Below are 20,485 nucleotides of genomic sequence, written 5' to 3'. Positions count from 1 at the left end.
AGCAGGAGATAGACATGAGTGAGCCTCAGGTGACAAACACCTCCGTAAAACCATCAATGCAAGAATATGAGAAGTCGCTGTCTGAAAGCGTGCGCGATGTCGCATCTTTCGATGCTGGCGATCACTCTGTTCTCTATCGCCTGCGGCATTTCCTGCATCACAATCCAGCAGCTGTGCCATTGATTGTGCTTGTTATTTCCTTGCTTATTTTTGGCATTACGCTTGGCGGAAAATTCTTTTCAGCTTTTGCATTGACGCTCATTCTTCAGCAGGTTGCGATTACAGGTATCATCGCAACGGCACAGACTTTGGTGATCCTGACTGCGGGCATCGATTTGTCTGTTGGTGCGATCATGGTGTTGTCTTCTGTCGTGATGGGGCAATTTACGTTCCGCTATGGTTTGCCAGCTGAACTTTCCATTCTCTTTGGTTTCGCAACAGGCGCGCTTTGCGGCTTTATCAATGGATTTTTGATTGCTTATGTCCGACTGCCGCCTTTCATTGTCACACTCGGTATGTGGCAAGTCATTCTGGCAACGAATTTCCTTTATTCGTCGAATGAAACCATTCGCGCGCAGGAAATCACTGCTGAAGCTCCGATACTGCAATTCTTTGGTGAGAGTATTCGCGTTGGTGGTGCGGTCTTCACCTATGGTGTTATTGCCATGGTTTTGCTGGTTTTGCTGCTGTGGTTTGTTCTCAACCATACGGCTTGGGGACGCCACGTCTATGCTATAGGCGACGATCCGGAAGCGGCGAAACTATCGGGCGTTTCCGTAAAACCAATCCTGATGTCGGTCTATATATTGGCGGGTCTCATCTGCGCACTGGCTGGCTGGGCTATGATCGGAAGGCTCGGCTCTGTCTCGCCGACCGCCGGGCAGTTTGCGAATATCGAATCTATCACAGCCGTGGTGATCGGCGGGATTTCGCTTTTCGGTGGACGCGGGTCCATCCTCGGCACGATGTTTGGCGCGCTGATTGTTGGCGTCTTCTCACTCGGCTTACGCCTGTGGGGAACTGATCCGCAATGGACCTATTTGCTGATTGGCGTTCTTATTATCGCTGCCGTTGCTATCGACCAGTGGATTAGAAAGGCTGCCGCATGAAAACCTCCGTTACACCTGTTCTTTCTGCACGTGGTCTTGTCAAACGCTATGGACGCGTCACCGCTCTTGATCATGCCGATTTTGACCTATATCCGGGCGAAGTTCTCGCCGTCATCGGTGACAATGGCGCAGGTAAATCGTCGCTTATCAAAGCTTTGTCAGGTGCTGTACGCCCTGACGAGGGCGAGATCATGCTTGACGGCAAACCAATTAATTTTCATTCGCCAATGGAAGCGCGCAAAGCGGGTATCGAGACTGTCTATCAGAACCTTGCTCTTTCTCCGGCACTTTCCATCGCGGATAATTTGTTTCTCGGGCGTGAAATTCGCCGTAAAGGTCCACTTGGCTCATTGCTACGCATGCTGGATCGTGGCGCGATGGAAAAGATCGCGCGTGAAAAGCTTTCCGAACTTGGTCTGACGACCATTCAAAATATTGGTCAGGCGGTTGAGACACTGTCAGGTGGTCAGCGTCAGGGTGTTGCTGTCGCGCGCGCTGCAGCCTTTGGCTCCAAGGTTGTTATTATGGATGAGCCAACCGCAGCGCTTGGTGTGAAGGAATCTCGTCGCGTTCTGGAGCTTATCCAGGACGTGAAGGCGCGCGGCATGCCGATTGTTCTGATTTCACACAACATGCCGCATGTGTTTGAAGTCGCTGATCGCATCCATATTCATCGTCTTGGTCGTAGATTGACAGTGGTGGATCCAAAAGAATATTCGATGTCGGATGCAGTTGCTCTGATGACCGGTGCCATGAAGCCTCGCGCTGAGTTAGACTGATGTTATGTTTTGAAGATACATTTTCAATAAATATCTATACTCAACTTCCAACGGTTGTGTTTCAAACTTTCCGTCAATGGATGAGGTGATAGTATCCTGGCTTTTGATCAGCTGAGTATTTCGGATGTTCAAGGGTCTCCATTTTGATAAATCTGTCATCCTGCTGTGTTTTCGATGATATCTGGTTTATAATAGGTGGCTTCGCAGTCTGAAGGAAATGATGGCGGAGCGCGGCATTGACGTGTCAAACGAAACAGTTCGTCGTTGGATCGCAAGGTTCGGACCTCAGATCGCACGAAACTTGCGGCCTGTGTCGCCTGAAGATCTACGAGCCGCTGAGATTTCCGGCCAAAAAAACTTAACGTGACAACACCGTGCTTAAGAAACCTATTTTGCCACATCAAGGCCGTCCGTGGGGCGTCCATCCCAGCAGACCCATTTTGTAACAGCGCCCTGTGACGAGCACTATCCACTCTCGAATGGTGGTGGCATTCAACAGTCAGTGCCGCCTGGCCCAGAACGGCTGATCGTTGAAACGCCGCTCGTTTGCATAGAGCGATTGACCCGTCATCAGCGTGGTGGCCAGTCCATCGAGAAAAGCCGCCTCATAACGCTGTGCAGCGGTCTTGTCGCCGTTGAGCAGGGCAATTGCTGCATCGGCCGCCTGCATGCCGCTCCAAAATGCCGTTACCAGTCCATTGGCAGCCAGTGGATCAAAAGCCGCTGCCGCATCGCCAGCCCGGATGATACGGCCTTCCAGCAGCCTTTCACAAATAACCGTCGAGGCCGCTGCCAGTGACGGCGGCAAATCATCCAGATCCGTGGCAAGGCTGGCGAGCCTCTGCGCCGTCGCAGGTGCAGCTGCCAGCAGTGCCTTCCATGGGCGCGCCGTGCGGCCTGCGCCGGAAGGAACCAGATCCGTATCAGTAAAAGCCGCAAGGATGAGGCGCTGGCCGGGCATGGGAGCGGAATAGCACCAGCCGGATGGCGTTGCTTCCACCAGAGTGACCGGTGCAATGTCCACGTCATCGGCCACCGGCAAAACCCGCCACAGTGCCACCAGCCGGTCGAGACGGCGGCGGTTAGCCCGGTCTCCACTGCTGAGCGCGGCACGACCGCTACAATCGATCAGCACGGTAGCCCGGTGGATTTCACCATTGGCAAGCCGCAAAGTCACGCCCTCGGGCTCGTGCCGGATCGACTGGACGCTGCTGTGGCAGCGCTCAACACTGGCAAGCCCCTTCGCCATCTGCATTTCCAGCCCTGCCCGGTCAATATGGTAACTCGTCCCTTCGCCGGATAGATCGGCTTTGCGCAGTCGGTCATCGCCCCATACCGAAAACCGTCCCTCGTTCGCGAGTGCCCGTGACGACGTAAGCAGCGTATCCCAGCCAAGCCGCTGCAGAAGCGGCAGGGCGCGCGGCGACAGGGTCTCGCCGCGACTGATAATTTTGGCCGATTGTGCGATAAGCGTGACCGCAACACCTTGCAACTGCAACCAGCGTGCAGCCGTCATACCAGCGACCCCGTCACCCGCGACAATGACCGATGCCATCAACCTCGTGCCTGCCTGGTGCTATTTGCCGGCATAAAGATCCATGGAACCGCGCTGCACTTCTACATAGAGATTTTCCGGCACGCCCGGCAGTCCGGCCGGACCAGGGCGGCGCACCAATACACCCATGCGCGTCCACAATTCGATCATGCGGCGCAGGCCATCGGTATAACCGGCCTCAACGTGCAGGCCGATGCCGGACGCCCCGCGCGCCCAGGCCACCCGGCTATGATAAAAACGCAGCCGCGCCTCATCACTGAGATCGCTGCGCATCAACTGGCGATAGAAAGCTTCGGGTAGCACATCGACCGGTAACAGGGCTGGCCACCATACCGGGGTGGGGAAACCATCGGCGGTCTGCACTGCCTGACAGCTGAACGCATCGCCCTGCCAGGGCACGCCCATCCAGCGGGTGAGATCGCCGGGAGCCTGCGCACCAATAGGTGCCCCATCGTGCGGCGCCGCAGCATTGCCGGCGAACACATTGACGGGATTGAGCTGCAGGCCAAGATTTTGCACCAGGCCGGGGCGCGACGAAATGGCGATCCGGAATGGCAATGGTGTTTCATTGCGACCCAGGTAGAGTTCCGGATGGCGGATCGGCCAGGTGATCTCGACGCCCGGATGAAAGGCGCCGCCCGAGCAGGCATCCAACGCGGCCCGGGTCAGTGCCTCCGGCTGCAACTCGATCGGCAAATCGTCAATGCGGAGTACAGCATTGGCCTCCGCATCATCGAGATCATCGTCGAAATTGCCAGCCGCCCAAAGTTCGAGCGTGTGGTACTGGCTATTGGTCAGCGTCAGCCAGGCATGGGCGCTGTCAGGGTAATTGACACCATCGCCAAGCATTTTGGGCAGAGCATCAGGGCGGCGGTCCTCACCGCCCGGCTTGCGAAACGCAGCAACCACTTTTTCGCGCGCTTGTTGCGCCGCCGGGGTCGCCTGATTAAGCCGGCCCAGCACGTCAAGGTCGGATAGGTCCTCGATGTCGGTCCAGGCAGCCCCCAGGAAGGAAGCTGCTGCCACCCATTGCAGGCTGCCTGTGCGGCGCAGGATCGGATATACGTCGCGCCGGAACGACACCCGGTCGGCAGGCGGCTCCATCTGGCCAAGCTTTTCCATGGCGCTGCGCGCCGCATCATAGAGCGTTACAATCGGCTCCAGCTGCGGCGCAAATTTCGGTCCGCAACTCACAACCCAGGCCGGGTCGCAATCATGCCGCACACCGTCAATAACTACGCTGGCCTTAACCCAGCCATCACACCAGTCATCATGCCAGCCATCATTATTAGTAAAATCGCGGACCGGGTTTTGTTCGATAGCAGTGCGCGACACACCATCGCCCGGAAAGACCAGCAAATGGGCATTATCATCGGTGCGCAAATGGCCAAGCGTAACATCCATACGCTGCCAGAATTTACCCGCCATACGACAGGTGGCATCATCACCGGCGGTATTGCGGGACGGACCCGAAATTGTCACCACACCCGGATCAATGATCAGCATGCCGGCACGCTGATCCATCGGGACCGGTGCATTGCGCAACGGTTCGGCAATGCCGGGCGCATCACTGTCCCGGTCCAGCGCATTGGAAAATCCATACCAAGCAGCCTTGCTGTTGGCGACATGCACACTCCACTCAATGCCATCAGCGGCTCCAAGCGCGCGAATAACGCGACCTTGATCGTCATAAGCAAAGATGCGGAAGCGCTGGACCTGTTTTTTCAGCCGACCCGCGTCATCTTTAAACCCGCCTTCCGGTTCATCAAGCAAACCGGGCACTTCCGGCGCGGCAAACCATTGCGGCGAATTACCGACCCGCGAAAAGCCGATGGCCGGAAAAATCGCTAACCGGGCAATCCTGGCATTCTGCGGCGCGGCCGGTGCGGCGTGCAGCGGTGAAATGGCGGCCTTCGACAGTAAGGGAGCCGTCACGCCAATGGCGGCGGCTCCGAACAAAAAATCTCGACGTTTCATGGCGGTAATCAAGCCCCGGTTAACTGCAGCGCCCACTCATTTAATGGGGCTTTTGGATGGAATTCACGTAGCCATTCTCAGTTTCTGTGCGGGTGCTATGCCGCCCATGCCCATATTGGGCGGTTCTCTTTTAAACGTCCAGATGGGAATTGGAAATGTCGACGCCAATGCTATGATTTGTCATCTTCTCCGTGTCCTATGCTTGCCATGCGTGACTTATCACTCACGTACTATGCCCAAAAAACATCTGACGACAGGACGAAGGAGCCACCACCCGATGTCGATTGGAAAGCGCTAGGTGAATTAGCCACCAAGCGATTTCCAAAGACTTTGGCTAAGTCAGCTAACCCCGACTAATCGGCGGCCACTGACGTGCCCGGTGTACGACTGCCTGGATGAAGACGTCAGATCCCTGAACTTCATAAACGAGCTGATAGTTCGCGTGGGGATAGAGCTCCTGAGTACCGCATTAGGCCGGGTGCACCCATGTCAGGAAAGAACTCAAGATCTTTAGCGGCCTTCTCAAAACGATTATCTAACCCAATAGCCGATGCAGGATTACGAGTTGAAACGTAGTCAAATATCTCTTGGCGGTCAATTATGGCTTCCGGAAGCCAATAAACTGTCACGCAAGCTGTTCCCGCATCTTAGCAAAATGAGCCGAAACTTCAGCGTTTGGCACGCCTAAACCCTCTTTCATCTGAGAGCGAGCTTTCATAACCTTAGCTTCTAGAAATTCCCTATACTCAGGCGTGACTGAAGTAAGTTCCGCTGCAAGCTTACGCTCCGCTACAAATCGGCGCATAAATTCGCGAACAATTTGCGAAGCAGGGCGGTCTTCAGCATCGGCAGCTGCCATAAACGCATCACGAAGTTCATTTTCGAGTTTCATCGTGAAGACGACGTCTTTCGAACGAGCCATATATTCACCTCTTTGGTACTGACGCGGAATATAATATATCTGTACCTGCATCCCATAAATTCGGTGTGTGGCCAACTTGTAACTCAGGAACTCAAAACAAATCAAATTTTTGCAACACAACCGCTTTTCCAAAATCATGAAGTCTTGACGTGCGGGGTAGCGTCGCCTCTCTTTGGAAGAATGCATTCCGTGCCACCCTTTTTTCTTTAAAGGGCAGGCATGCTTTCCGCCATCTGCTAAATCTGACTCTCGTAGACACCACACGAAGATAGCTCTTATCACGTCAAGCTCGCCACACGTACCCTCTCTGCCTTATTGCTCCCGACAATCAAATCACAGAGATGGAATCTGAACTTATTGGAGATGGATCATTGCTTATGCAAACTGCTCAATCGACAAAATCGTTGGAGGCATGAATCTATACAGTATATTCGGGCCTAACTCCCTCGGAGCGCAGTCTGGCGGACGTCATGCTCGAGCATCAGATGGATTGGGGCTCTACACTGCTGGTGAGTTGGCACAAAAGGCGGGGTCTCTTCGGCAACTGCGGCCTGGCTGATTCGAACGCTTGGCTATTCATCGTATCCGGAAGCTAAACGGCAAATCCGCGAGGCCTCCCATTGGGGATCGCCTCAGGGCGGAGCCATCGATAAAGCACAAAATGCAAACGATGAACCCTCTTTGGCTATAGTGGTCCAGACGAATATGGACAATATCAGGGCAACCGCCGATGGCATTCCTCAGGAAACGTTGGAAGCGATCTACGAGCGCTGTATCAAGGCTGGGAGAATCTTTATTGTCGGCATGCGTAATGGTTTTGGCCTCGCACACTACGCAGCCCACTATTTCAGCCTAATAAGAGAAGACGTTCGCGTTCTGCCCGCAACAGGCACATCAATGGCGCATGAACTATCAGGTATCCATGAAGGCGACCTGGTGATTTGTTTCTCTTTTCGTCGCCGCCCACGCAAACTTGCCCTTCTGTTGAACGAGCTTCGCGCAAGCGGAAGTGGAGTAGTGCTGATCACGGACATAAGTGCATCTGAGAGCGCAAAAGCTGCCGATCACGTTATACGTTGCCGTTGTCACTCGCTGGCACCGTTCAATTCCTTTCCAGCAGCTGTGACGATAAAAGATTACCTGACATGGTCTGTTGCAGCCCGGCTGGATGATCTCAGCGCAGAACGCTTCCGCAGGATCGACCATATGGTCGAGCTTATCGATGATGTATCGACGCCCAAAAGGGAAACGCCGCGTCGCTAGATTGTCGGAAACTCTGCCGCCCGTACGGGATAGGCCCAGCCACCCCGCTTTGAGGGGCTATGCCCGGAGTTGGCAAGCATTTCAGCCATACGTACAGCCGCATTCACCCCGTCGATCACCTGGATGCCAAGTTTCTTTTGCAAGCTTGCTGCGAAATCGGCTATCCCGGCGCAGGCTAGGATGGCAGCCTCTGCGCCGTTATTAACTGCTAGTTCGATGAGCTCAGCGATTTTCTCTTTGGCGCCGCTCTCAGGGCGGTGCAGATCGAGCACGGGAATATCGCTTGCAAGAATTTGCGGGCATCGGCGCTCGAAGCCGTAGCGCAATACATTCGCTCGCAGGACGGGAACAGAGCGGGACAGTGTAGTGACAATACAGAATTCCTGCGCAACAAGGCTTGCGAAGTGAAGAGCGGCTTCTCCGACGCCAATCACAGGCCGGTGCGAGAGCGCCCGGGCAGCGTCAAGCCCGGTATCATCGAAACAGGCGATAATGTGCGCCATTGCCCCTTCATTCTCTGCTAACTGGGTGGCTTCCAGCAATCCTGGCAGGCACATCGCACCATCAAATGGACCTTCGATGGCGGCTGGACCGCGGACCGACTGACGCACCAGCAATTTGGTATCTGGCGCAGCTGAACGTGCTGAAGCTTTCAGCCGGTCTGAATATCGTATGTTATGGTTCTGCGATTAAGGTCACGAACAACGTTTCGAAAATATCACTCAAGCTTGATAACATTGTTAAGTTCAAGGCCGAAGCGTCGGTTGCGAGGTTGGGATCAACAGCCCGATCGTAGACCGCGACACATTCCTTGTTTGTAATACGTGACATATAAATGATGCCATCGAATTCGGTACGATCGTAGATTTCTTGACTTAACCGTCTACCTGCCGCCTGCGCTTTTGCACGCACCGTATCTGTTGATATTCCTAGCAAGCTGGCACCCTCAAAGCGCAAATCGAGCAGAAATAGCGGTCTTGGATTACGGATCAGGGCAATTGAATAGCGATCAAGCTCTTCACGAAGAAGGATCCGGTCCGTTGTCTTTTCAAACCTGTCTCGTACTATTGTCTCCGCGACCGCGGTAATCGGATTTTGCGCAAGGTAGAGCAGTTGGAATTTATTCTTCGAACTAGAAAAACGCGTAAGACCAAACCCCATTCCTAATGGTGATGCTGCAAAAATGCGCGGAAGAATGCGCACATAATTGGTGACATCTACTCGAACGGCGAGTTGCTGAAGTATGTGTGGATCGAGCATTAGTGCGGATCGAAATATGCACGAGCAACATCGACCACTTCATCAAAGCGATCCTGCTTGAGGCGATCAATTGGCTTACGTCCGCCCAGCACCGGATTCGGCTGACGCAACCAGAGCCAGGCAATTCGGTGACTGCCGATCAGATCGATAATGGTGGAAATTCCTTTTGCAGGATGCCCATCAATAAACTGTTCCGTCGGATAGACATGTTTTTTAGTCCCCTTCAGAAGGGCAATTACTTCATTAGAATGCTGCCACCTATGGAGCGTCGAGCGCGCGATACCATAGTCGCGACTGAGCTCAGTTGCGCCTATAGCTTCTCCGGCCCAGTCTTCAATTTTTCGGGCAACAGCGATTTCATCGAGCAGTCGCTGTCCTTCTTCCTCGGACACGACCGCACCAAGACCCTCCCCCCTGGAGGGTTCGAAACCATCAGGTCTCGTGAGCTTAATCTTGCCGAAACTCGATTTATTGCCAAAGGATTTAATCAGTCGGTTGATACCCTGCGTCAACTCGGCCTGACGCTTCCGAAGTTCCTGACGTGCTTCTAGCGGAAGGTCAAGAACGGCTGCCGATGCAGCTCCAGCAATATGTGCCGAAAGCGCAAGCGTACCGGCCTCAAATGCCTTATCACCTTTAAGAGCATTTGTGACTTTGTTGGTGACACGATCTGCTACGTCAGTGCGGCCACTCTGGTTGGCCTGCATATTTGGACTAGCCATGGGTAAACTCCATATTACTGCAGCTCAATATAAAGCGATTACTCTCATTTGTCCAGTTTGTTCCATTTGTTCCGCATAGTGGTCGCTGCCCCTGGTTCATCCAACCTCTCTGGCTGACTGTACGGCAAGGAACTTTCCCCCAACCTCGAAGTATCTCTTCAAACCTTGATTTTTCCGCAAAATCCCGATTTTACTGAATTCGGAGTTCAAATCGATTATCTTCGACCACGTGATCAACTGATGTTTACGGCCGTGTGACTTACACCGGATCAGTTTGTAAAACCGTGAAAAACGCGCCACCGTCACGATCCAGATCCCGAACATCGAGGAGAAGCATTTCATCAGAGTCAGCCAGGATAAGCACTATCTTCGTTGCACTCATTGCAGCCACAACGGCCTTTTTGTTCCCCCACATCTTGCCACGCCTGGTCATATCCTGACCATCAGCACCGCTCACAATGCTGAACTCTACGAGACCCTCATCATGGTCATCACAGAGCATTTTTCCAGTTCCAAGTAACAATGTGACAGCCACCAAAACTACCTGTGTTTTATCATTACCACTCGCACTATAATGCCTCATCAATGCTCGGAACCACCCAGCGTCAAATGTAATCGGGCATTTGACAATGACTTAAACGGGCAATTTCTAGCCTCAGCCCTTCAATACGTCTTGCCATAGTAAACAGCATGAAAGTCTATGGCCAAAAATCCTGTTCGATTTCCCCATGGAAAGGAAAGACGTTCAACAGCCTGATAAGAAGGGGATTTTTTAATGCAATGCGCCGGTGTTTGCCGGTCAAGCGATCAATGTGAGCGTCGGCTATTGTAAAGGGCCAAATTGGCAGATGCCAGTTCGCACTGCGAATACGCTTTGTAGGCGTGGATACACGTCAAACTGCTGGGATAATACGGCTCGCCTCTTATCGCAGCTAGCCCAACTTTTGCCTTAAAAGCTGGGCTATGCTTTGGGCTGCGGCATCTCGTTATGGTATCTCCGCTTCTTGGCATCTAAGCCGAAGTTAAGCAGAAATGCCACTTATCTTAGCTGTGCAATTTTCCCGAGCTACCGCTCCAATACACAACGTAAGTTTCGTTACTTACAAGGTGCAGTGTAAATTTTACCCCTGCTATTACGGTATTGGCAGTTACCGTTTCGGAGGTCACGAACCAAAAGTCCACCGATAGCTCCTACGCCAGCTCCAATGAGTGCGCCTTCACCGCCGGCAGCGATACCACCTACGGCAGCTCCTGCAACTGTACCGATGCTGAGATCTTTTTCAGTTGATGTGCATCCTGAAATGGCCATCAATGCAATCAAACACAATCCAATTTTACGCATTCAATCCCCCCTTGTCTAATGTCCAAGCAATCTGATTTCACACTGCGGCCTGAAGCATGTCAATTTAGATGACTATTCAATAGTTAATTCTCGCAGAACGCAGCTTAACCGCCATCATTATCGACAATTTCAATGCGGAAGAATTGCATTAATTTGGCCGACCATATCATTCAGCTGCATGCGTATTGCTGCATCTTCTTGTTCTCGTTCATGATCTGGCTGTTCAGCGCGAGCATGAATTTTAGCTTTAATATCTTCAATCTTAGCTTTGATGTGTTCGACTTCTGTTTTGATGATATCAGACATATCCCGCCCCGTTATTTTTCCAGTGATGTTGATCAGACTACACTTTAGATCATCGTTAGCAAGCTCAACGCAAAATCGACTTCACTGATAAACCCGATTTCTCAACTCAATCATCAGCATCTCGCTCACCGAAAAGCCCCCTGCCCTCGTCTTCTGCACCAGAGACCGCAAATACCCACCAGGACACACGATCCCAATGCTCTTCTGAAGAATGCCAGCAATGACCGCTGAAGCGCTCTCAATGCCCCAAATCCGAACAGCATCGATATAAGCAGCTTGTGAAATTCCAAGAAATCCCGAAACCAGCTTTGAAACATCTGTGAGGTCTCTCCAGCTCTTTATGCCAGCTGGTGAATAAGCACTGATATCAGGACAAGCTCTGAGAACGAGATCAAGAGAAATGGTTCCAGCTTTTGAGGCATCCGATTTCTGATCAGCAGCTTCAGATGTCATCTCTTTCACGTTTAAAAAATCATCTTTTTCTTCTAAAAGGGGTTCAGTAAGGGACTCTATATGCCGCTCAATTTGAGCACCATTGCCGCTCATTTCTTTAGCATTATTGATATTTTTCAGTGTGATAGCCAATTCTGAAAAAACGGCTTCGAGATTAGCCTTAATCGCCTTCAATTTATTCAGAGAAGCCTTTCTAGGGATTGAATTGACGACATCGCGGAATTGCATATAACGGCTGTCAGAGCCGTCTACCGCGGCATCTGTGAAGTTTTTTGCCATCTCTCTTGCTGTGATCGAGATTTCATCACGCAAGCGCTTCACAACTCTCTGTTCATCAAGAATGCGGTCTGCTGCAGATTTAATTTCAGATGCCATTGCAAAGAACGGTGAGAAATCGAAACCGAATGCCAGCTCGACCTCCCCTTCCCTGCTCTTGTACGCGTATCTCTTAAAGTTTGGACTGTCTTTGCGTGTGATAATACCTACGGCGATCAATGATGTCAGATGTCTACGTAATGTGGATTCAGGCATCATATGCGCGCGCTGCGAAATCAGCTTGTTGGATGGAAAAACAACGAGCTTTGATTTCGATGTGATTGTGTCATCGGAAAGGAATGACAGCAGAGAATTGAGAACAGTCAGACAACGGTCGTTCAGGCTGTAGTCAGCCTTTGCGATGCAGAGATGCCGATACAGTTCCCATTTCTTTATGCCCTCACCTGATGGCTCAGATGTCGAGACGCGTTGAGTCATTCGACTGCGTAATGCAGCCGTGACAGCCTCCAGAATTTGCATTTCCTTGCCCTCTAAATTTAGGCAAAAGAGTCCAGCACGCCAAAAATGTCGTTAAAATCATTGACAACGTTTCTGAGAAATGCGATTCAGAAGGTGCTTAGACTTTTGAAAGGCTCTCACGACGGAAACGTCTTGGGGGCTTTTTTCTTTTGCGGTTTAGTCTCCGGTTCGTGTTTTTTTCATTTGCTCAAACTCATCAAACAGAGAGTCCAAACGGGTAGATATAAAGTCACCGAACTCTCCTGCATTTGCGTCAGTTAGCTCGATTGATGTCTTCTTAGGCTTCCGATTCATCGAGAACGCAACTGATGAATCTTTGGATCTCCAGGACTTTGCCGCAGTCTCCAGTCTCTTCTTTTTCGAAGCGGGCTTGTTCGCGGCTTTTAGAAGCGCATAAGCCTTTGAGAATTTGTCATCTGATTGCTCAATTGCAGTGAATTCAGGTAAAGTGATTAAGTCGCCAAGGCACCCCTCCCCTGCCTTCTCATACTGCGCTCCGAAATCAATCCAACGATCACGGCCTACATTCTTTGCTGATCCGATAGCTTCGATGATGGAAGCTGGAACCCGTTTAGTTACTGACAGCATGCGGGTAAGCATTGGGTTGTCGGTCGAAAGAGCGGCTTGGACAACTTCACGTTCATATCCGAGATCGATAAGCTTTTGAGCAAAGACGGCCTTTTCAATGAAAGACAGGTTGTCTCGTGCAGAGTTTTCTTGTCCCTGTGCGATTACATGAACGGCATCATCCAGCTTCTTGATGACAGCTTTAACAGGCTTTCCGAGTTCTTTAGCAACACGTAAACGGCGATGCCCAAAGACAACCATATAGCGGTTCTCGTCTTCAGGATGAGGACGAACTAAAATTGGGGTGTCTTGTCCGCGTTCACGAATAGCTTCGAGGAGTTCGGTGTAGGCTTCATCACTTCCAGACATGCGGTCAGACACAAACGAAGTGTCAACGAGGTTTGTATCAAGTTCGACAACAGATGCACCTTCCAGAAGCCTGTCTGCACGAGCGGCCTGCGCTGATAATTCACCAATAGACGAAAGCATGGATTTGGTGGCACCCCGCATCGCATAGTTAGAAGATCCACTTTCCTTATCGCGCTCCGGAGCAGGAGAGGTGAGGTCTAAGAAGATGTCTTTGCGTGCCATTTTTATATCCATTTCGCTTCAGTTAGTTGTTTTCATTGCCGTTTTGGAAAGTGTACGGCTGACAATCAACTACGACCCCAGGATTTGTGGATTTGATGTGTGATTTCTGAATTGACAGCTTCAAGAGATTCCATAGCGCGATCATAGGTAGAGCGCGTCATTGAGCTTCTTTCGACTTCATACATTGTCTGCTTAGTGAGACCTGCATCCGATACAGCTGTCGATTTTACCATTGAATTCTTCAGCATCTGCTCAACAAACATAGACTGCATGAAGCCAACCATCTGCGCCTGCGGAATATCAGTAGGCTCAAAACGAGTGACGAGATATGAGAACCAATCCAGTTCAACTTTGACACCAGCTGATTCAATCGTTGTCAGAATGCCGCCGAGCATAAGCAGAAACTGGCTCATGGACATGAGGTCGAGCATCTGCGGATGAACAGTGATCAAAACTGATGTTGATGCTGTCAAAGCAGTCAGCGTCAGATAACCAAGCTGCGGAGGGCAATCGATAACGACGACATCATATTGGTCGTCAACTTCAGCAAGCGTTTCCCCGATACGGGTATAGAAGGTTCTGCCTGCAGCAGGATTCTGTTGCATAGCAAGCGGGGTATCATACTCGTATTCTTGCAGTTCCAAATTTGCAGGAACGATGTCGAGTAGTGGGAAGTTGGTTTTCTGTATGACTTCTGAAAGATGTTTTCGTTCGTCATCATATCGCAGGCTGTCATAATAAGAAAGATTGCGATCAAGTTCTGGCTGGATGCCGTGCAGAGCAGTCAGAGAAGCCTGTGGATCGAGATCGATAGCAAGAGTTCTGTGACCAGTCAGCGCCAGGTGTTGGGCTAAATGAGCAGCAGTAGTCGTCTTGCCGCTTCCACCTTTAAAATTGACTACAGAGATAACCTTCAAAGGATCACCAGGTCTGCGGCGAGGTGAGCGCTCAAGATAATTTTGAAGATCGTGCATCTGTTGAGCTGTGTAAGAACGCCGACCAGTTGCCGAGGTTTCAGGCTCAACGCCGCCTTTACCTTCAAGATGTAATTTCTTGATATAGCTTTGAGATACGCCGATGAAGTTTGAAACTTCAGCGATCGAAAATTGGCGTAAATTTTTCTGAGCGTGAGGAGGAAACTTACGCTGACGAAGGTTATCCAGACGACTTGAGATTTCTTCACCTTGCGCTAAGATCGTCTTAGCGAAATGCTGTTTCGGTGATGAAGCGATATCCATTGTCGGAACCCTTGAGTAGCGATTATTTTGTTCACATAAGTAAATTATCGATACTGTATGAACCGATTCCGAAATCCTCGCAACAACTTTAAGGTTAACAGAAGGTTAACGCAATTTCGTTAGTTGTGTGAAATTGAAACGGTTGGATCATTGAAATTTAACGGATTATCATCAACTAATTGTTCTATATAAGTAAATTCAATTTGTACGGCTGACAACGGTTTGTACGAGTTAGTTTCTGTCACAGATTATCGATGATCGCCTAATCCAATCGCAATTACGAACGAGTAGGAGAAGATTGGGAGAAGGAGCGCTCTCCATTTTTCTGATAAGCGGGATTTCCCAAGTCAACCGGGTGTCTGCCCAACAATAAAGCCAAAGACCTCAGATAGAATTACTGCAATCGTGAAAGCCATCATTGAGATCGCAAAATGACTGTAGACCGATATCGGCTGATTATGCTCGAATTCGTGATTGATATAATCCATAAAATCTTCTGGTTTAATATTGCACAACATAACAGTGGCGTTTTGTTCGCAGGCATTAACAGCTTTAGCTAACGTCTTAGCAGTTCCACGCTCGATCTCTTCAATGTCTTTGAATGATTTAGTAACACTCCAGACCACGTCCGCTGTATAAACTGAAATCATGATCTTCTGCGTGATTTTTTGCCGCCATCATATAAGTTTTTTGAGAAAACATGCGCACGGTTAAAGCTGATCTCGTGTTGAAATCCAGCATTTGAGTAATGAAATTTTTCTAAAGTACCCTGGTTTCCGACTATAAATTGCATCAATGTATCTCCTTGTGAAAATGCTTAGAGATACAGTGTGAGCTCGTTCTATGAATGACACAAACTGATGGGATTAGCCGGCAGAAATCGCGAATTGGCAGTGTTTTCAATAATATAAAATGAAGAGCAGGAAAGGGGTAATAAAAAAGCTCCTGATCTCTCAGAAGCTTTGATGTCTGAGATGAATTGGTCTCGGACTACTTTTTGAAGAAGCCGCTGATCTCAACTTTTTTAGACTTCTTGTCATAGACACAGATAACCTGTTGCTCAGTTTTGTTGCCCTTTTCAAAGCCATTGATAATGGCATAGCCATATGTCTCGGATCCAAACGGATCGACCTTGGTCGCTTTAACCTTCATATTTGCGCTGGCGGCTTTAGTGCATGCTTTCTTCACATCCTGCTGGAATTCTTTCCAGGCATCGTCACTTGAAGCAAATGATGGCTGCATAGATAGTGCAAGGAATACGGTTGCGGCAGTAGCAATATAGGTTTTCTTGGATTTTAAGTCAGGCATCAGACATTCCTATTTCGACGGCTTCTCTGATTAGGGAGATAGTGCCCGAAGATTTAAGTCAATGATTTCAGTTGAGTGAAATTTTGAGGGTAGGGGAGCCGAAACTCCCCATTGATGTTTTCAGCCGGTGGTCGCAATACCGTGTCTTCACGGGCGCACCCGGGCAACCAAGGCGCATTCTTTACCTGACGTCGTCATTGAGTTTGGAGAATTATAGCTTTTCCTGCTAAGGAATGGGCTTAAATTACCTATCTTTTGATTTATTTCTTTGTTTAAGGAAAAACATATATCGAAGCGTCACTGCCTCATTCGCTTTAAAAGATAGTGTTCGATGGCCTGAAAGGCGTCGAATATGAGAATTGCAAGTGCCGCAACGACCATACCGCCTTGCAGTACAAAAGCGATGTTGTTGGAGATCAGTCCTGCGATAATCACTTCACCAAGCGTTTTTGCAGCGACTGTCGAGCCAATGGTTGCGGTGGCCAGCCCGATGACCGCGGATAGCCTGATGCCCGCAAGAATAACCGGGCTTGCCAGCGGGATTTCGATCTTCACAAGGCGCTGGCCGGTCGTCATACCCATGCCGCGGGCTGCTTCCACAACGGGCGAGGGCAGCGTTGTCAGGCCGGTTAATGTGTTTTCGAATATCGGAAGCATTCCATAAAGAAACAGTGCAATCAGCGTTGGCTTGTCCCCAAAGCCAAAAACCGGAACTGAGAGTGCCAGCACCGCAACGGGCGGAAATGTTTGCCCGATATTCACGAGGCTCCGCGATAGCGGCAAAAACTCGGCTCCCCATGAGCGGGTGACGGCGATTGCCATTGCAATGGCAATCAAAGCGGATGCGAATGTTGCAGCCGCAACAAGCCCCACATGCTGAAGTGTCAGCGTCATCAGGTTTGCACGATCATAAATGACGGGCGTTCCTTCACTCACAAGTGGTCGCAACAGCGGTTCGAACAGATGCGGCTGCGAGAGAAACAGCAGCAACACCAGCAAAAGCAATAAACGAGGCGTGAGTGACAAAGCCAGTTTCATGCGGGGCGCTCGGCTTCATGGAGAAGCTTTTCCAGCGTCACGCGGCCCAATAGCCTGCCATCATGATCCTGAACCGGCAGTGCACTTCTTCCTGACCACAAAAGCTCTGCGAGTGCGTCGCGCTGCGATGCGCTGACGACAATGGGCGCGCCCGAAGCTTCACCCGATTGAAGCACAGTTTTGAGGTTCGCCAGGGACAGTAACCGGAAAGGCCGCTCGCCAGTGCCGACGAGCTTTTCGACGAATTCCGTTGCAGGATGCGCGAGAATTTCTGCCGGAGTGCCATATTGCAGCAGCTTGCCTTCATCCATCACCGCAATATGATCGCCAAGTGAAATGGCTTCTTCCATATCGTGGGTCACCAGCAGAATAGTCGTCCCGAGCCGTTTTTGAATGGCTTTGAGGTCTTCCTGCGCTTTGGTCCGGATCACTGGGTCCAGTGCACCGAAAGGTTCATCCATCAGCAAAATATTCGGTCCTGCTGCAAGGGCGCGTGCAACGCCGACACGCTGCGCCTGACCGCCGGAAAGCTCGTGCGGATAACGATCGCGATAGTCCCTGGGTTCGAGCTGAAACAGATCGAGCAATTCATCGATACGGGCGTTAGTACGGCTTTTTGTCCAGCCAAGCAGCGCGGGAACCGTGCCGATATTGCTCGCAACAGACCGATGCGGAAAAAGTCCATGTTGCTGGATGACATAACCGATACGCCGGCGTAGTTCATGGCCGGGTTTATCGTGATTGCTTCTGCCATCAATGCGGATTTCACCTGCATCGGGCTCTACGAGCCGATTGACCATGCGCAGCAATGTCGTTTTGCCAGAACCCGATGTTCCTACAATGACTGCAATGCTGCGCGGCTCGACCATGAAGTTCACATTATCAACCGCCGCACGGCCATTGTAGCGTTTGGTTATCTGGTCGAATTCGATCATGCGGTCTGCCCTCTGGCTATCTGAATAACGGCGTCAAGAATGACGCCCGCGGCAAAGGCCAGCAGAACTGTCGGGAGCGCGCCCAGCAGCACCAGATCCATGGCGGTCTGTCCGATGCCCTGAAAAACAAACACACCAAATCCCCCGCCTCCAATCAGGGCTGCGATGGTCGTCAGCCCGATATTCTGCACCATCACGATACGGATGCCGGTGAGGATAACGGGAAAGGCCAAGGGAAACTCCGTTTTGAACAGACGTTGCAGCCGTGTCATGCCCATGCCGCGCGCAGCGTCAGTTATGGCGTCAGGCACATTGGTGAGGCCGGAAACCGTATTGGCGACGATAGGCAGAAGCGAATAGAGAAACAGTGCCACGAACGCTGGTGCTGCTCCAATGCCGCGAATGCCGAGCTGCCCGGCCCAGGGAAATTGAACGGCAAGCCAACCCATTGGTGCGATCAACAGGCCAAAAAGCGCCATGGAGGGAATTGTCTGGACGATGTTAAGGCTGTTGAGAACCGAGGCCCGAACGCGTGGCAGTCGATAGCACATCAGCCCGATGGGAATGCCAATGATGGTTGCCGCAATCAGCGATCCCAGCGCCAGAGCGACATGACGTTGAGCTTCGTTCCAGAAGCTGTCTGCGCGGCTTTGATATTCCTTTATGAAAGAAATATCGTCCCAGAGCCCGGAACCCAATAACATAGCAAAAAGAAGCGTTGCTATAAGCAGCAATCCTATGCGCAACGACGGGCGCACGTTAAGACGCACGAGACTGTCGGCAACATAAAGAGCGCTCGCGAAAAGCAGCAGCCAGAAACCCGACGCTGGCGACACGCGTGCATATGAGTTGCCATCGGGTGAGAGATATGAGGCGGACATGCCGATCATCACGAGCAGAACTGCAAGCAAAATACTACTCGCCATAAGCCTGAGCGCTGGCCGACGGACAAAAATCGCAACGATCATACCAAGTACGATGGCTGCAACAAGCAATGCGGAAGCCATAGTCGGTAAAGCATCGAGCAGATATTGCCCCTCGCCCTGCACAATGCGATTGGCTCGAAAAAGAGCAAAAGGCAAAGCAAAACTTGCTCCGCTCAAAAGAGCGAAGGCCAGCCCAAGCTTGTCAAAGACATGCAATCTGCCGTTATAGGCAGAACGATCTTTCGTGATGATGTCTGACAAAATTACGCGGTCCTGTCAGCGTGAAGACTCATTGAATGAAGCCATTTTTCTTGAGGAAATCCTCCGCGACAGCTTTTGCAGGTTCGCCACCAAGCTGCACGCGACCATTCAAATCCTGAAGCGTGGTGAGATCGAGCTTTTCAAAGACCGGCTTTAAAAGCTCTTCAATTTTCGGGTTCTTTTTCAAAACCTCTTCGCGAATAATCGGCGCTGGCTGATAGACTGGCTGCACATGCTTGTCGTCTTCAAGAACAACAAGGCCGGAAGGCGCGATACCGCCATCTGTTCCATAAACCATGGCAGCATTGGCACCACTGGTCTGGTTGGCTGCCGCTGCAATCGTTGCTGCCGTGTCACCTCCCGAAAGCGTAATCAACTGGTCGGGCTTGAGAGTAAAAGCATAGGCCGTCTGAAAGGCGGGCAAAGCTGCCGCTGAGTTTACAAATTCGGACGATGCCGCAAGCACCACCTTGCCGCCATCAGCGGCATATTTCCCGAAATCGCTGAGGTTTGCAAGTTTGCCTGCCTCCGCCACATCTTTGCGAATGGCGATGCCCCACGTGTTGTTGGCAGGCGATTGGGCAAGCCAGACAATCTTATTGGCATCGTAATCCAGCTTTTTTGCCGTCTCAAAAGCTTTCGCAGCGTCCTTCCAGAGGGGATCATCCGCCTTGTTGAAGAAGAAAGCAGCATTGCCGGTATATTCCGGATAAATGTCGATTTCGCCCGCCGTGATAGCCTGACGCACAACGGGCGTTGCACCAAGTTGAATTCGATCTGTGGTTTCAATGCCGTTGGCGTTGAGCATCAAGAGAATGATGTTGCCCAGAACACCGCCTTCGGTGTCGATTTTGGACGAAACCACGACCTGTGCTTGAGCCATACCCGCGAACATCGCTGTCGCACTGGCGAAAATGGAGAATGCGAGGGCAGCCCCCTTCAAGGATTTTTGATAAGACATGTCTCTCTTCCCACTGCGCTGGTTGTCTTCTGCTCAAGTAAAGTATGGCGCGCAGGCGAAAAGAAAAGTTTGCATCATAATCTCTCCTGACAACCAGCTGGCAGGAGAGGATGTGTCGGGCAGAAGATCAAGCAATAAAATTGCCCGGTTGGGGCGGGCGGTCTGTCTGATTGACCG

Annotated in this window: 22 protein-coding genes and 1 pseudogene; 4 read left to right on the top strand and 19 right to left on the bottom strand. The window is 51.1% G+C overall.

The window, feature by feature from the left end:
• Positions 1–14 precede the first annotated feature (14 nt).
• From ACOZHT_RS21670 to ACOZHT_RS21660, 3 genes and pseudogenes are all read left to right on the top strand, one after another.
• On the top strand, positions 15–1,109 hold the full coding sequence (locus ACOZHT_RS21670) for an ABC transporter permease (protein ID WP_421566550.1): 1,095 nt from the start codon (positions 15–17) through the stop codon (positions 1,107–1,109).
• Entirely contained in the window at positions 1,106–1,888 is a 783-nt protein-coding gene (locus tag ACOZHT_RS21665; protein ID WP_339514918.1) for an ATP-binding cassette domain-containing protein, read from the top strand. The genes ACOZHT_RS21670 and ACOZHT_RS21665 overlap by 4 nt, the downstream gene beginning before the upstream one ends.
• Positions 1,889–2,069: 181 nt before the next feature.
• A pseudogene (locus ACOZHT_RS21660) lies at positions 2,070–2,180 on the top strand (IS6 family transposase); the annotation flags it as partial.
• 207 nt (positions 2,181–2,387) lie between these two features.
• Here ACOZHT_RS21660 and ACOZHT_RS21655 read toward each other — a convergent pair.
• The 4 genes from ACOZHT_RS21655 to ACOZHT_RS21640 form a co-directional block, all read right to left on the bottom strand.
• Complete coding sequence (locus ACOZHT_RS21655; protein WP_421566549.1) at positions 2,388–3,443, bottom strand: NAD(P)/FAD-dependent oxidoreductase; 1,056 nt, start codon at positions 3,441–3,443, stop codon at positions 2,388–2,390.
• 21 nt (positions 3,444–3,464) lie between these two features.
• Positions 3,465–5,420 (bottom strand): CTQ-dependent glycine oxidase GoxA, encoded by a 1,956-nt coding sequence (gene goxA / locus ACOZHT_RS21650; RefSeq protein ID WP_339514922.1) that lies wholly within the window; start codon positions 5,418–5,420, stop codon positions 3,465–3,467.
• Between the two features lie 419 nt (positions 5,421–5,839).
• The gene (locus ACOZHT_RS21645; RefSeq protein WP_421566548.1) at positions 5,840–6,049 is read right to left on the bottom strand and encodes a type II toxin-antitoxin system RelE/ParE family toxin; all 210 of its coding nucleotides are present in this window, start codon (positions 6,047–6,049) and stop codon (positions 5,840–5,842) included.
• Positions 6,046–6,528, bottom strand: coding sequence for a hypothetical protein (locus tag ACOZHT_RS21640; RefSeq protein ID WP_421566547.1), 483 nt, complete (start codon positions 6,526–6,528; stop codon positions 6,046–6,048). The genes ACOZHT_RS21645 and ACOZHT_RS21640 overlap by 4 nt, the downstream gene beginning before the upstream one ends.
• A gap of 519 nt (positions 6,529–7,047) precedes the next feature.
• Here ACOZHT_RS21640 and ACOZHT_RS21635 point away from each other — a divergent pair.
• On the top strand, positions 7,048–7,605 hold the full coding sequence (locus ACOZHT_RS21635) for a MurR/RpiR family transcriptional regulator (RefSeq protein ID WP_339514926.1): 558 nt from the start codon (positions 7,048–7,050) through the stop codon (positions 7,603–7,605).
• Here ACOZHT_RS21635 and ACOZHT_RS21630 read toward each other — a convergent pair.
• From ACOZHT_RS21630 to ACOZHT_RS21560, 15 genes are all read right to left on the bottom strand, one after another.
• Positions 7,602–8,261, bottom strand: a complete 660-nt coding sequence (locus tag ACOZHT_RS21630; RefSeq protein ID WP_421566581.1) for an aspartate/glutamate racemase family protein — start codon at positions 8,259–8,261, stop codon at positions 7,602–7,604. The two genes, ACOZHT_RS21635 and ACOZHT_RS21630, sit on opposite strands and share 4 nt — an antisense overlap.
• 19 nt (positions 8,262–8,280) lie before the next feature.
• Positions 8,281–8,865 carry an RES family NAD+ phosphorylase gene (locus ACOZHT_RS21625; protein WP_339514928.1) on the bottom strand — a complete coding sequence of 195 codons (585 nt, stop codon included), beginning with the start codon at positions 8,863–8,865 and terminating at the stop codon, positions 8,281–8,283.
• Positions 8,865–9,587 (bottom strand): antitoxin Xre/MbcA/ParS toxin-binding domain-containing protein, encoded by a 723-nt coding sequence (locus ACOZHT_RS21620; protein WP_339514930.1) that lies wholly within the window; start codon positions 9,585–9,587, stop codon positions 8,865–8,867. Before ACOZHT_RS21620 ends, ACOZHT_RS21625 begins: the two co-directional genes overlap by 1 nt.
• A 259-nt stretch (positions 9,588–9,846) precedes the next feature.
• Positions 9,847–10,089, bottom strand: coding sequence for a hypothetical protein (locus tag ACOZHT_RS21615; RefSeq protein ID WP_421566546.1), 243 nt, complete (start codon positions 10,087–10,089; stop codon positions 9,847–9,849).
• A 594-nt stretch (positions 10,090–10,683) separates the two neighbouring features.
• Positions 10,684–10,929 carry a YMGG-like glycine zipper-containing protein gene (locus ACOZHT_RS21610; protein WP_339514934.1) on the bottom strand — a complete coding sequence of 82 codons (246 nt, stop codon included), beginning with the start codon at positions 10,927–10,929 and terminating at the stop codon, positions 10,684–10,686.
• 129 nt (positions 10,930–11,058) lie between these two features.
• On the bottom strand, positions 11,059–11,235 hold the full coding sequence (locus tag ACOZHT_RS21605) for a hypothetical protein (RefSeq protein WP_339514936.1): 177 nt from the start codon (positions 11,233–11,235) through the stop codon (positions 11,059–11,061).
• An 81-nt stretch (positions 11,236–11,316) separates the two neighbouring features.
• Positions 11,317–12,483 (bottom strand): plasmid replication protein RepC, encoded by a 1,167-nt coding sequence (gene repC, locus ACOZHT_RS21600; protein ID WP_421566545.1) that lies wholly within the window; start codon positions 12,481–12,483, stop codon positions 11,317–11,319.
• 156 nt (positions 12,484–12,639) lie between these two features.
• Positions 12,640–13,641 carry a plasmid partitioning protein RepB gene (repB, locus tag ACOZHT_RS21595; protein WP_421566544.1) on the bottom strand — a complete coding sequence of 334 codons (1,002 nt, stop codon included), beginning with the start codon at positions 13,639–13,641 and terminating at the stop codon, positions 12,640–12,642.
• A gap of 65 nt (positions 13,642–13,706) precedes the next feature.
• Entirely contained in the window at positions 13,707–14,879 is a 1,173-nt protein-coding gene (repA, locus tag ACOZHT_RS21590) for a plasmid partitioning protein RepA (protein WP_339514942.1), read from the bottom strand.
• Between the two features lie 347 nt (positions 14,880–15,226).
• A complete protein-coding gene (locus tag ACOZHT_RS21585) occupies positions 15,227–15,529 on the bottom strand; it encodes a hypothetical protein (protein WP_339514944.1) in 303 nt (100 codons plus the stop codon).
• A 340-nt stretch (positions 15,530–15,869) separates the two neighbouring features.
• Positions 15,870–16,187 carry a hypothetical protein gene (locus tag ACOZHT_RS21580; RefSeq protein ID WP_310015791.1) on the bottom strand — a complete coding sequence of 106 codons (318 nt, stop codon included), beginning with the start codon at positions 16,185–16,187 and terminating at the stop codon, positions 15,870–15,872.
• A 297-nt stretch (positions 16,188–16,484) separates the two neighbouring features.
• Positions 16,485–17,225, bottom strand: coding sequence for an ABC transporter permease (locus ACOZHT_RS21575; RefSeq protein WP_339514948.1), 741 nt, complete (start codon positions 17,223–17,225; stop codon positions 16,485–16,487).
• Positions 17,222–18,160 (bottom strand): ABC transporter ATP-binding protein, encoded by a 939-nt coding sequence (locus tag ACOZHT_RS21570; RefSeq protein WP_339514950.1) that lies wholly within the window; start codon positions 18,158–18,160, stop codon positions 17,222–17,224. The genes ACOZHT_RS21575 and ACOZHT_RS21570 overlap by 4 nt, the downstream gene beginning before the upstream one ends.
• Positions 18,157–19,350, bottom strand: coding sequence for an ABC transporter permease (locus tag ACOZHT_RS21565; RefSeq protein ID WP_421566580.1), 1,194 nt, complete (start codon positions 19,348–19,350; stop codon positions 18,157–18,159). Before ACOZHT_RS21565 ends, ACOZHT_RS21570 begins: the two co-directional genes overlap by 4 nt.
• Positions 19,351–19,375: 25 nt before the next feature.
• The gene (locus tag ACOZHT_RS21560) at positions 19,376–20,308 is read right to left on the bottom strand and encodes a glycine betaine ABC transporter substrate-binding protein OsmF (protein ID WP_339514954.1); all 933 of its coding nucleotides are present in this window, start codon (positions 20,306–20,308) and stop codon (positions 19,376–19,378) included.
• Positions 20,309–20,485: the final 177 nt, after the last annotated feature.

The sequence above is a fragment of the Ochrobactrum sp. EDr1-4 genome, assembly GCF_049199085.1.
Taxonomy (GTDB): domain Bacteria; phylum Pseudomonadota; class Alphaproteobacteria; order Rhizobiales; family Rhizobiaceae; genus Brucella.
The sequence above is the reverse complement of the archived record's forward strand: the minus strand, read 5'-3'. Positions and strand labels throughout refer to the sequence as shown.